This window comes from Parafannyhessea umbonata (assembly GCF_900111255.1).
GTDB classification, from domain to species: Bacteria; Actinomycetota; Coriobacteriia; order Coriobacteriales; family Atopobiaceae; genus Olsenella_J; species Olsenella_J umbonata_A.
Map to the genome: position 1 here is coordinate 1 of NZ_FOGP01000002.1, position 12083 is coordinate 12083.

At 59.3% G+C, this 12083-nt stretch carries 11 protein-coding genes, 2 tRNA genes and 2 pseudogenes; 2 read left to right on the forward strand and 13 right to left on the reverse strand.

Going from position 1 to position 12083, the window contains the following annotated elements; all coding sequences use genetic code 11:
• Positions 1-97: 97 nt before the first annotated feature.
• Positions 98-316 carry an IS3 family transposase gene (locus BMY31_RS02705; RefSeq protein WP_369821286.1) on the forward strand — a complete coding sequence of 73 codons (219 nt, stop codon included), beginning with the start codon at positions 98-100 and terminating at the stop codon, positions 314-316.
• A 124-nt stretch (positions 317-440) separates the two neighbouring features.
• Here the strand turns inward: BMY31_RS02705 and BMY31_RS02710 are convergent, their stop codons facing one another.
• Positions 441-1268: a TrmH family RNA methyltransferase gene (locus BMY31_RS02710; protein WP_091008103.1), complete on the reverse strand. Its 828-nt coding sequence runs from the start codon at positions 1266-1268 to the stop codon at positions 441-443.
• 109 nt (positions 1269-1377) lie between these two features.
• On the opposite strand from BMY31_RS02710, the gene BMY31_RS02715 reads away from it, so the two are divergent.
• The gene (locus BMY31_RS02715; protein WP_180371336.1) at positions 1378-2928 is read left to right on the forward strand and encodes a L,D-transpeptidase family protein; all 1551 of its coding nucleotides are present in this window, start codon (positions 1378-1380) and stop codon (positions 2926-2928) included.
• A gap of 357 nt (positions 2929-3285) precedes the next feature.
• Here BMY31_RS02715 and BMY31_RS02720 read toward each other — a convergent pair whose 3' ends face one another.
• The 12 genes and pseudogenes from BMY31_RS02720 to ispG form a co-directional block, all read right to left on the reverse strand.
• Positions 3286-3747 (reverse strand): hypothetical protein, encoded by a 462-nt coding sequence (locus BMY31_RS02720; protein WP_091008109.1) that lies wholly within the window; start codon positions 3745-3747, stop codon positions 3286-3288.
• Positions 3707-3985: a zinc ribbon domain-containing protein gene (locus tag BMY31_RS02725; protein ID WP_374057309.1), complete on the reverse strand. Its 279-nt coding sequence runs from the start codon at positions 3983-3985 to the stop codon at positions 3707-3709. The genes BMY31_RS02720 and BMY31_RS02725 overlap by 41 nt, the downstream gene beginning before the upstream one ends.
• Positions 3986-4131, reverse strand: a pseudogene (locus BMY31_RS09030) (recombinase family protein); the annotation flags it as partial. It lies immediately after the preceding gene.
• A gap of 147 nt (positions 4132-4278) precedes the next feature.
• Positions 4279-4665: pseudogene (locus BMY31_RS02735) on the reverse strand (recombinase family protein); the annotation flags it as partial.
• Positions 4666-4752: 87 nt separating this feature from the next.
• A complete protein-coding gene (locus tag BMY31_RS02740) occupies positions 4753-5886 on the reverse strand; it encodes an Ltp family lipoprotein (RefSeq protein WP_091008117.1) in 1134 nt (377 codons plus the stop codon).
• Between the two features lie 422 nt (positions 5887-6308).
• Complete coding sequence (locus BMY31_RS02745) at positions 6309-7781, reverse strand: relaxase/mobilization nuclease domain-containing protein (protein ID WP_180371337.1); 1473 nt, start codon at positions 7779-7781, stop codon at positions 6309-6311.
• Position 7782: 1 nt separating this feature from the next.
• Complete coding sequence (gene mobC, locus BMY31_RS08850) at positions 7783-8154, reverse strand: plasmid mobilization relaxosome protein MobC (protein ID WP_180371338.1); 372 nt, start codon at positions 8152-8154, stop codon at positions 7783-7785.
• An 82-nt stretch (positions 8155-8236) separates the two neighbouring features.
• Positions 8237-8476, reverse strand: coding sequence for a hypothetical protein (locus tag BMY31_RS08855; RefSeq protein ID WP_180371339.1), 240 nt, complete (start codon positions 8474-8476; stop codon positions 8237-8239).
• A gap of 427 nt (positions 8477-8903) precedes the next feature.
• Positions 8904-8979: transfer RNA gene (locus tag BMY31_RS02755), tRNA-Ala, on the reverse strand.
• Positions 8980-8983: 4 nt separating this feature from the next.
• Positions 8984-9058: transfer RNA gene (locus BMY31_RS02760), tRNA-Val, on the reverse strand.
• Positions 9059-9158: 100 nt separating this feature from the next.
• Positions 9159-10871: a proline--tRNA ligase gene (locus BMY31_RS02765; protein WP_304528582.1), complete on the reverse strand. Its 1713-nt coding sequence runs from the start codon at positions 10869-10871 to the stop codon at positions 9159-9161.
• 124 nt (positions 10872-10995) lie between these two features.
• On the reverse strand, positions 10996-12081 hold the full coding sequence (ispG, locus tag BMY31_RS02770; protein ID WP_090991471.1) for a flavodoxin-dependent (E)-4-hydroxy-3-methylbut-2-enyl-diphosphate synthase: 1086 nt from the start codon (positions 12079-12081) through the stop codon (positions 10996-10998).
• Positions 12082-12083: the final 2 nt, after the last annotated feature.

Sequence of the window (12083 nt, forward strand, 5' to 3'; positions counted from 1 at the left end):
CGACGGCGCCAGCCCGATACTGCACTCGGACATGGGCTGGCAGTACCAGCAGGCCGGGTGGTGCAACAGGCTGAAGGAGGCGGGCGTCGTGCAGAGCATGTCCCGGAAGGGCAACTGCATCGACAACGGGGCGACCGAGCAGGTGTTCGGCCACCTGAAGGACGAGTTCTTCCGTGACCAGACATGGCCGAGCTTCGACGCGTTCAAGAGGGACCTCGACGCCTACGTCGTCCACTGGAACACGAGGAGGCGTCAGGTTAAGCTGAAGGGACTGACCCCGGAGGAGTTCCGGAATCAGTCCCTGCATGCGGCCTAGGCCGCTTTATTTGCCCGTCCAAGAACTGGGGCGCAGTTCACATTCCGGACGGGCCGCCTCCTTTAGTGCTAACGAGCCGTCATGCAGAAAGAAGCCCCAAGCCGAAGGGTGAAGGACTTCTCCCCTATGCCCTCGGGCGGGCGCAGAGTTCCCAGAACGCAACGGCCGAAGACGCGGCGACGTTAAGGGAGTCGACGCCGTGCGACATGGGGATGATGACAGTCCTGTCGACGCTGGCGAGGACCTCTTCGGTGAGGCCAGTGCCCTCCGTCCCGAAGAAGAGGGCAAGCTTGTCCGCCTTCGCGAGAGAGGAGTCGCCCAAGGGAACCGCACGGTCGTCGAGGGCCATGGCAACGCTCTCGAAGCCATGGGCCCGCAGCGCCTCGAACACGCCTCCAGCCCAGGGAGGCGGTGCGGGAGCCCAGGGAACCTGGAAGACCGTCCCCATAGAAACGCGAATCGATCGTCGCGAGAGCGGGTCGGCGCAGGTCGGAGCCAAGAGGACACCGTCGACACCCAACGCGGCGGCGGACCTGAAGAGCGCGCCCATGTTGGACACGTCCACAAGCCCCTCCACGACCGCGATGCGCGAAGAGCTGGAGAGGATGTCCTCGGCGCTCGCAGGCCGCGGCCGGTCTACGCAGGCGAGGTAGCCGCGCGTCACCCGAAAGCCGACGATGCCCGACATGACCTCGCGAGACGCGACGTAAATGGGGATGTCGAGGTCCTCGAGTGAGGGAATGAGGTCTAGCAGCCTCTGAAGGTGGCGCTCGTCGACGAGGACGGACCTGAAGGCCAGGCCCAGCCGCGCGGCCAACTGGATCACGTACAGGGACTCGCAGATGATCGAGGCATCTCCGGGATTGATGACACTCTTGAGCTGCCTGCCGGTGAGCCGCGCGTAGGAGTCGATGCGCGGGTCGTCAAGGGAGTCGATGCGTGTAATTGTCATTAATAGGTCCGCCATTCATCGAAACACCAGGGACAATATTAGAATCAAAGTATTGCACATAAGATGCGTGCGGCCAGTCACGCTAGCGTATGAGAATTTGGGGATAGCGTTGTCTAGAGACGAGCAGAGTTCAGTTGACATTACGGAGAAGATCGAGGTCATAAGGCCCAAAAAGCCATCACGGGACGCGCACAGAAAGGGAGCACACTTCGCCACGCCGTCAGAGGACGAGAGGGAGAAGAACCACAAACCCGCCAGGGGGGCCAAGGTCGCGCTCGGCGTCTTGGGTGGAGTTGCCGCTGTCTACCTAGGCGGCGTCGTGGTCTGGTCCAACGTCTTCATGCCCAACACGAAGATAAACGGGGCAGATGTCTCGCTTGCTACGGTCGGCGGCTACGCAAGCGCCAATGACAAGAAGATCGACTCCTACGAGCTCAAGATCACTGGCGACAACGTGGTCGCAAGCGTGTCAGCCTCCGAGATCGGCCTGAAGATCGACGGCACGGCGATAGCGCAGGAGGCCCTCAGGAAGACGAACCCCTGGGCCTGGCCAGTTGTCATCTTCACCGGAAGCCGCGTCAACGTGAGCGCAAGCACCTCCTTCGACGAGGACAAGCTCGCGCAGATCATCTCTGCGGCAACCGAGAAGGCAAACGAGGGCGCAAGCGACCCCGTCGACGCGGCTCCCAGCTACAACTCGGAAAGCAAGAAATTTGAGATCAAGCCCGAGGTCCTGGGAACGAAGGTGGACGACCAGGCCGTCATCGAGCTCGCAAGCAACGCGATGGCAACGGGAACCGAGACGCTCGAGCTCGGCCCCGAGGCGCTTATGAAGCCCTCGGTCACCCACGACAGCCAGGATCTCGCACAGGCAGTCGAGAAGGCCAATCAGTACCTCGCCGCGTCGCAGACCCTAACCGCCGGCGGAAGTGAGGTCGCAAAGGTCGGGGCGGACGAGATAGCGCAGTGGGTGAGCTTCGGGGACAACTACGACGTCACGATCAACACCGACGCCCTCGCGCAGTGGGCCAACGACAGCCTCGGATCAAAGCTCAACACCGTCGGCTCCAGCAGGACCTACACGCGCGCCGACGGAAAGAAGGTAACGGTGACGGGCGGCACCTACGGCTGGTCCGTCGACACCGGAGCCCTGGCCCAGACGCTCGCAAAGAACATCCAGGAGTGCACCGAGGCCACGACCGAGGTCAACTGGACGAGCAGCGCAGCCGTCTGGAACCCCGGTGGCGCCGATTGGGGCAAGCGCTACATCGACTGCGACCTCAGCGAGCAGCACGCACGCATGTACGACGAGAGCGGCAACCTTATTTGGGAGAGCGACTTCGTGAGCGGAGACGTTTCCGAGGGCAGGAAGACGCCCGAGGGCGTCTACACGATCAACTCCAACAAGGGCATGAACCAGACCCTCAAGGGCCTGGACGAGAACGGCGACGGCAAGCCAGACTACGAGAGCAAGGTCACCTATTGGATGCCCTTCGTGACCAACCTCGTAGCCTTCCACGACGCAAGTTGGCGCAGCCGCTTCGGTGGCTCCATCTATCAGACGAACGGAAGCCACGGCTGCGTGAACCTTCCTACAAGCGCAGCAAAGTCGCTCTACGACCTGACCAAGGTCGGCGACGTGGTGGTCTCGCACTACTAAACCCCATGAGCCCCAACAGAGCAAAGCACATCGTGGCCCGTCAGACACCTCTGGCGGGCCACGATGCCATGTGAAGCCCATAGCAGGTAGCAAGCATGACACAAGAGCCCTTTGGGAGAAGGGCACGCCCTCATGGGCCGTCGCCGTGCCTCGTGTTGAAGAGGCACAAGAAAGGCAAGCCACACTGCAATAAAAAAAGCCGCCGGACAGAGTCCGGCGGCGTATCTATCATGGTGGAGTTCAGCGCGAATGGTTCGAACTCTAAATCTTGCTGGAAAGGCCATCGAACGACATAGCTATCGTTTTCTATTAGGTCTTCCGCAAACCACCAATACGACGGGTCGGTAAACCACCCAGTCAGCTCGATTCGATCATCGAATACATAGATTCGGTCAACGAAATACTCAAGAACCTCGTCCTCGTCTCCTCGTCGCAAAGGTTTGCATTGGCGTACCTGCACAAATACTCTTCGAATGTACCTTCGTCTTCGAAAAGCTCGGCATTAGCCTCCTCTATAAGGATGGATTGCGCAAGCGTCTCTTGGCGGCTCTGCAATTCCAGCATACGGTTTTGGGTCATGTCGTTGAAGATGCCCGCCTCTATCGCTTTGAGGATGTTCGAGAGAGCCGTTTCCGTCTCTTTCAACTCCGTCCTCAAACTGCCAATGCACGAAGAGCCTCCCAGCTCGTTCTTGTAGTAATCAGCAGCCCAGGCCGCGATATCCGCCAAAAGTTCGGGATGCGTCAGGAAATCGCGGAGGGTTTGGAGCACTTCGGCCTCAATATCGTCCTTGCGGATGTTCCTCTTGCGACAGCCCATTCGCTTCGTCTTGCCCCTGCATGCATAAGTAATGCTTAGCCCCAGTCTTCGACGTTCCGCTTATGCCCCACATCGGCTCTCCGCAATTGCCGCAATACAGCTTGCCCGTGAGCCAGAAACGTGGGGTATCCTCGTCGCAATCCGTCAAAATTGCGCGCCTAGGTGCACCGCCACGCTTGTTCTCCTTGAATTTTCGCTGCACCCGTTCGAACAGGTCGCGTTCGATAATGGCGGGCATGCCGCCCTCGATGACATGTCCAGCGTACTTGTACACGCCGATATAGGCATCGTTGTGCAAGACAGAGCGCAGGCCGTTGATAGTGAATCGTTGCCCCACGACGTGCGGATTCCCTGCGCATTCAACTCGTCGGCTATCTGCTGCATGGATGCGCCGCCCGCGTACTCGGTGAAGATGCGACGCACCACGGGAGCCGTTTTTTCATCAATAGCGTAAGGCTTGCCCACCTCGCCCACGTATCCGAGTATCGGCCTGCCGCAGTACAGGCCGCGTTCAGCGTTGTGCTGGATTCCTCACCTGATATCAGCCGAAAGCTTGTCGGAGAAATCCTCTGATTGCGTGTCCTCGACTACAGCGGCAATCAGCCCCATCATGTCCCGCATGTCGGGCGCTTGGCCGTCCGTGTAGACCAGCTCGACACCCTGTTCCACCGCGTCCATACGCATTCTCAAAGTGTCGAATGCGTTGCGCCCGAGGCGATTGCCATGCCATACGATGAGCGTGGACGGCTTGAGCCTTGGCATTTCGTCGAGCATGCGCAGGTAATCACTGCGTCCCTTTGTCGTGCGCCCGCTCTTTGCCCTGTCCTTGTACTCGCGGACTATCTCAAGTCCATGCTCCACAGCGTACTTGCGCGCCGCCTTCGCTTGGTCTTCGATGGACGCTTCGCGCTGCGAACCAGAGCTGTAGCGCTAATAGCATACCGCCCTGTTGTTCTTGTTGTATGTCAAGTGACTTTTCGTCATTTGATTTCAAGGTGGATAATCTTACAAGCCAGTCTTTGAAACGCCATACTCTGCTTGATCGTAAGTAAAGCCTTCGAATACAAGCTGCTCAACTAAGCCTTTATGCGAGAACGAACCCCAGCTCAGATATTTATTTGCCTTTTTGTAGGCTTGTTCGTTCCAGTCCGCCCCGCAGTATCGAACTCCCCATTCTGCATCTTCCTGCGAAAAACCCTCAAATTCTAGTTGCTCAATCAAGCCTTGCTCTGAGAAAGCTCCCCAGCTTAAATAACTGTCAGCCTTTTTCAGAGCGTTCATCTTTGACTTTGAGATATCGGGGGTAAATGATTCGGTTTCGACGACCTGACCGCAAACGGTGCATTTCCGCGCTTTCTTGCCAGGCGTTATAGTTCCCGATGGGCTTATCTTTGCTTCCTCGGTTACCTCCCAATCTCCTGGCGTGTGTTTTGCTTTAGGAATGGTTTCTTGCACCGTTTCTCCGCATCGCGTACATTTTCCATGGCGCAATCCCGTTGATGTGCAACTTGCCTCGGTGTCCACAGTCCACTCACTGACAGAATGACCTAATGCCGAACCTTGTGTTGCCCCGCATACAGAGCATGTTTCCGGTTCTGTGCAAGTTGCTGCTTTCCAATTATGGCCTGCTGGCTCGCCTTGCGTTCGTCCGCAGATGTTGCACGTTTCTGGTTCTGTGCATGTCGCTTCAGCCCAATCATGGAAACAAATGGTGTGCGTAGCGAAAAGGCCAATTACTATAAGAGCAACAACCGCGATGCCGACTCCAATGAGTACTGTTTTGTTCGAAAGGAGCTTCTTAATCGCATCAGTTGAGGGCTTCTTCTCTTCTCCCTGGCTATTCTCAGCCAACGTGACGGCATCTGTCTCGTCACTCTTGAATGAATCTCCTGTTCCGTTCGGGTTTTCTATTGCCTCCTCAGTCTGGTTTTCGAAGTTGGGGCTATCATCGTTGTGCTCGTTGTCGCTTTCGCCTTCGCTCTGCATAACCTCAGGCTCATCAAGCGCCTGGGGGGTAGTTTCAGTTTCTCCTTCGAACGAATTCTTGTCGGCATCAACTTCGGAAGAGGTGAGCTCTGTTTCTTCGGTAATATCGGTAGACTCGTTTTGCTGCTCTTGCATCTTTTCTGATTCGGTCATGTGCAATTCCCCCTTCCCGATTCACTCTTGTTTAATCTAAGAGTGCATCTGTCATTTCTGCCTGTCCGTAAACTCACATCGAAAGCTGCAAACAGCCTGTCCCATATGAATATGAACAGTATAGTCCGCAATTAGGCCGACGCGACGGGTGAACCTGCTGTTTGTATGATGCAGAAATCTCCCGCATGCGGGAGCGCACCGAGTACACCATGTGCACTTTGACGGGTCGCGGGCGGCGCCCGCGCGGGTTGGGGTCGAGGGGAAGGGCGGCGCTCTTCCCCCGCAGGGGTCGAGGGGGCAGCGCCCCATCGCAAGCGCTCGGTGTGGACACAAACCGTATCGGTAATTGTGGCCACACCGAGCATGCTTGCGCTATTGGAATATGCACCGTTCCCATCCTTTTCAACAGTCCTTCTCTTGCTCTAAAGCGAAAGTTGGTGGCTTCCTCTGCTGTAGGTGTATTCAAGTTCCATCTGCCGTTCGTCTTTGCGGGTTGTCGGCTCTTCGGCGGCGAATCCATATTGTCGGCTGGTCTGCTCAATGACCCGTTGGGCAAGCTCCGCGCGTTCATCTGCCCCTATCGCTCGCCGCATTCGCTGCTCCATGGCTATACGCATGCGCCAGGGCGCCGCAAGCATGCGCGTGATGAGATTGCGTGCGCGCTTCTCGACAATCGACAAGACGGCCCGCTTAGTCTGAGCGGGCGTTTCGCCCTCGACGTTCGACGCGGGGCGCTCATCGTGTACGCGCTTCACCTCGCGGGAAAGGTCGCGCGCAGCCTCCCTCTTCGTCGCATCGTCGGCGCAGTTATCACGAATGAGGTTCATGAGCGGCTCGTCTGCGTTTCCCGTCTTGCCCATTGCCTCCGTGAACCTCGCTCGCCAAAGCGCATCCAAATCCTTCGATACCTCGGATGCATCTACGACCAGACGGCGGTTTGCCTTCTCGCTCTCGTTCCGCTCGATGCGGGCAATCCTCGCCCGCCATGTCGCTTTCTCCTCGTTGGCCTGCTTTCTGGCAATAGCCGATTCGCGTTCTCTTAGCAGGGGGAGAACGTCGTGCATGCGGAACGCGTCGTAGAGGTTCGCGTCCTTGCGGCGGCGCATGCGACCTGTCGCGTCTTTCATCGTGTATCGCCAGCATGCGATTTCGACAGCGCCCGTCGCGTGGTCTACCACGTCGCGACGCTTACCTGTCTTCGGGTCTTTCTCGCGTTTCGGTACTTCCACGATGCCGATACCCCTTTCGGAAAGCAGGCGTTTGAAGTCCTCAGTCGACGTTGCCGACTCGAGGCATTCGGACACTGCATCGCCCAACGTGCGCTCGAACTCGTCAACGCTTGGAAGGGCGCGCTTGGCTTGCCATCCGTTTGCGCCCTTATACGTCGGCTCGACGCCCCGCGATTCCTCCCACCGTGCACGTTTGGCTGGCGTCTCCCCAATGACAGACAGACCAAACTCACGGGAAAGGCCATCCGCGATCTGCCGCACGCGCGAGGCGCTGCGGTTCTCGCGGATAGCCTTTCCCGCGAACGCATCTGCGTTGGCAATCTCGCAGTGCACATGAAGCTTCCCGCCTTCTCCGTCACCATGCGCCACGATATGGCAGGGGCAATCGGGAGCGATTCGCTTGCAAACTTCCTTCCCGAAGTCGATGGCCGTCTGCACGTCTTCCACGTTGCTTGCAGAAAGCTCCGCATCGTCGAAGCTGATTCGGACGCCGTAGGCCTCGACCCTTCGGCCGTGAAGCCTCCTCGCTCGCTCGCAGTATGCAACGAACAGGGGTGTGCTTCCAAGGTCGCAGTACATTGCGATAGGGCGTTCCCCGTCCTTGCCCTCGGTGTAGACCGTCCGCTGTCGGGCGCTGCGCAACGGCTCAACGAACGTCGCAGCCATATCAAATGCCCTCCTCCAGCTCTTCGAGCAGCGCGGCGATTGCGTTATCCTGCGCTTTGAGAACATCGGTGCATTGCGATATCTCGCCGAACGTAACGCCGTGCATAACCTCCTCGCCGACGCTAATCCAATCGTCTTGCCTGGCGCGCGTGTTCATCGCTTTCACAATTTGGTTGAGGTTGTTGCCGATGCGCCGATTCAGAGTGCCTAGCATGCCGAACTTCGCCGAGGCATCAGCAATCGTTTCAAGAGGCGCTGTAGCCCCCGCCTGCTTCGATTCGGCGGTTTTGAGCAGATAGCGCACAGCCTCCGAACGACTGACGCCGAGTTTGCAGGCGTAGTCGTCCAGCCTTGAAAGCTCTTGTTCATTCATGCGCACCTTCAAAATAGAGCGGCGGCGCTCACGCGCCGCCTCCCCCTGCCTACTCGCCCGCCGATGATTATTAGAGGCTGAACTAGCCATCATCATGCCTCGCAGATTTATTATCGGCATATTCGCTGACGAGCTGGGCGATTTTGCGCTCAAGGTCGGCCTTGCGTGCACGCTCGCGAGCGTTAAGGCGCTCGCGCTTGCGCTGTTCGCGGATGCGCTCGTCATCCGCCAGCTCCGCGAGGATGAGCGCCTGCCTCTGTTCGCGTTCGATTTCGGCGGCAGCTTCGGCGTTGCGTGCAGCCATCATCGTCGATACGGCCATCGTGGACGTCGTGCTCGTCGGCGTTTCGTTGACGATGAGCGGGGAGCGCCTATACTCGCGACCGCCCGCACCGTCATCGTACCCGCAGGGCGGGCAAATGCCATCCATATGCATGCATGCGCCGCACCGAGGACATGTCATCTACGAAATCATATCTACCCCTTTCAGTCGTGTCGGCATCGTGCCGACGATTGCCAATCTGGGGAGATTCTAAGCCCGTGTTTAGGGCGATATTAGGGTGGTGCCACGCCCCCTTATCCTGAGGAACTGCCCCAAAAACGAATACAGCGAAGGACGTTGCAATATCCAGATTGTGTGAATTAACGTGGTGCCAAAAAAAGAGAGAGGACGGTTAATCAACCGTCCTCTCTCCTTATTCTAACTACGAACTCGATTCCAAAAAATGCGAGTTCGCAGCTTCGTGTCGTGGTGGAGATAAGGGGGTTCGAACCCCTGACCTCGTGACTGCCAGTCACGCGCTCTCCCAACTGAGCTATATCCCCAATCTGGTGGGCGATGCTGGATTCGAACCAGCGACCCCTTCCGTGTGAAGGAAGTGCTCTACCCCTGAGCCAATCGCCCTCAGTGCGTAGGCAATGGTACCAGAAGTCGGAGCGAATGAAGCCGAGAAGTTAAAAAACTGCTCACAAAGTGGCTCCGGCCAAAAGGGCCGACGCGAAGGCTACGCTCTCTGGCTCTCGACCTGCTTGACAACCATTGCAACGACCTCGTCGATCGAGAGCTCCTGGCGCTCGCCTGTGGCACGGTCCTTGACCTCGACGTTACCGTTCTTGACGGCCTTCTTGCCGCAGACGATCTGGTACGGGAAGCCGTACAGGTCGGCATCGTTGAACTTGACGCCGGGACGCTCCTTGCGGTCGTCGACTACGACCTCGATACCGGCGGCAACGAGGTCGGAGGCAATCTTGACCGCAACTGGCCATACAAGGTCATCGTTCACGTCCAGGGGGACGACCTCGACCTCATACGGGGCGACGGACACAGGCCAGATAATACCGTGCTCGTCGTGATGCTGCTCGACAATGGCGGACACCATGCGAGAGACGCCGATGCCGTAGCAGCCCATGATGAGGGGCTTCTCCTTGCCGTCCTCGTCGGCAAAGGTCGCACCCATAGCCTCGGAGTACTTGGTGCCCAGCTGGAACACCTGGCCGCACTCGATTCCGCGGGCACCCTTGAGCTTGGCGCCGCACTTCGGGCAGGCATCGCCCTCCTTGGCTGACGCGAGGTCGGCCCACTCGTCCACCTGGAAGTCGCGGCCGGGCTTGGCGCCCTTGAAGTGGAAGCCAACCTCGTTGGCGCCGACAAGCCAGCTCTGAGAGTCCTTGAGCGAGACGTCAGCGACGACCTTGAGGCCGTTGGCACCCACGGGACCCATGAAGCCCTTGACAAGGCCGCACTTCTCGAGCTCATCGTCACTCATGAGGTCGTAGTGACCAAAGAGGTGCTCGGCCTTGACGTCGTTGATCTCGTGGTCACCAGGGACAATGGCGAGCACGAGCGTGCCATCCTCGGCGACGAGCGCGACGGACTTGCGGCAGGCACATTCCGGGAGGTCCAGCAGCTTCGAGACGGCCTCAATCGTGCCGTCACACGGAGTCTCGATCTTCTCGAGCTCGGAGCCCGGACCCTCCTCGACATGAATGCCGACGACAGCCGCCTCGGTGTCCGCGGCAAAGCCGCAGTCGTCGCAATAGACAAGGTCGGCCTCACCCGCGTCGGCAAGGGCCATGAACTCGACGGAGGTGTCCCCACCGATCTGACCGGAGTCGGCGACGACCTGGAGTGCCTTGAGGCCCGAGCGCTCCATGATGCTGGCATAGGCGTCCTTCTCCTGGTCATAGCACTCCTGCAGGGACTCCTGCGTGGCGCTGAAAGAGTAGGCGTCTTTCATGATGAACTCGCGACCGCGCATGAGACCGAAGCGAGGCCTGAGCTCGTCGCGGAACTTGTCCTGGATGTGGTAGAGCGTGACGGGGAGCTGCTTGTAGGAACGAAGCTCGTTACGTACGAGGTCCGTGTAGGTCTCCTCGTGGGTGGGACCGAGCGCGAACTCGTGGTCGTGGCGGTCACTCACGCGCATGAGCTCGGGGCCGTAGGCGTCCCAGCGACCGCTCTGGTGCCAGAGCTCGGCGTCGGTCAGGATGGGCGTAAGCATCTCCTGCGCATCGATGGCCTCCATCTCCTCGCGGATGATGGCCTCGATCTTGCTGATGGTACGCCAGGCAAGGGGCAGGTAGCTATAAAGGCCTGCGGCGCCGCGGCGAATCATACCGGCTCGAAGGAGCAGCCTGTGGCTGGCGAGCTCGGCCTCGGTCGGGTCCTCCTTGAGGGTCGGAGCGTAGAGCTTCGACATCTTCATGTACTGTCTCAACGTACTTCCTTCCAACAAAGCATTCGTGCAACTCAGAAATGATAGCAATCGCGACGCAAGCTCACGCCGCGATTGCCAAATCTACCACGCAATTTTCCGGATGCGAGACCGGCGCGAAACGAGGCTAGGCCTCGGTTCCAAAGCGATCTTCTATCTCCGAGAAGAGCTCGTCCACGATCTTGTCCTCGGGAACCTTGCGAATCATCTTGCCGTTCTCGAATAGGACGCCCTGGCCCTTGCCGCAAGCGATGCCGAGGTCGGCGTCACGCGACTCTCCGGGCCCATTTACGACGCAGCCCATGACGGCAACGGATATGGGGGCCTTGACCTTCTGCAGCCTCGTGGAGACCTCCTCGGCTATGCCGATAAGGTTCACCTGGCACCGGCCACATGTGGGACAGCTCACGAGCTCGGGATGGAGTCTGCGCATGCCCAACGACGACAGGAGGTCCCACGCGACGTGGCACTCCTCCACCGGGTCCGCCGTGAGCGAGAGGCGGATGGTGTCACCGATCCCCTGCTCAAGCAGGATGCCGACGCCGGCGCAGTTCTTTACCGTGCCTTGGCGCAGCGTGCCGGCCTCGGTGACGCCGACGTGCAGGGGCACGTGTGGAAGCTCGCGCGAGAGAGCTCGATAGGTGGCAAGTGTCGTCGGGACCGAATGCGCCTTGGCCGACAGGACGACGTCCGCAAAGCCGCGGGACTCGAAGTGCTCGACGTATCCCGAGGCGGAGGCCACGAGCTTCTCGGGGAGCGTCATGTCATCGCGCTCGTCGAACTTGCGGTCGAGCGAGCCCGCGTTCACGCCGATGCGAATGGGGATACCGGCCTCGCCGGCGGCGTCGATCACCGCGTCGACGCGTTCGAAAGAGCCTATGTTCCCGGGGTTGATGCGGAGACCCGCGGCACCGCGCCGTGCCGCCTCGATGGCGAGCTTGTAGTCAAAGTGAATGTCAGCCACCACGGGAAGGACGCTCCCCTGGCAGATCTGGGAGAACCCGTCCAGAACCTTGGGCCCGGGAATGGCAACGCGCACGATCTCGCAACCCGCGTCGGCGAGGTCGCGAATCTGCGCGAGGGTAGACTCGGGGTCGTCGGTCTTCGTGGTGCACATGGACTGCACCGAGACGGGGGAACCTCCGCCGATGACCACCTCCCCTACGTGCACCTGATGGGTCAGGCTCCTTGCGGGAACGTCATGTGAAGACACGA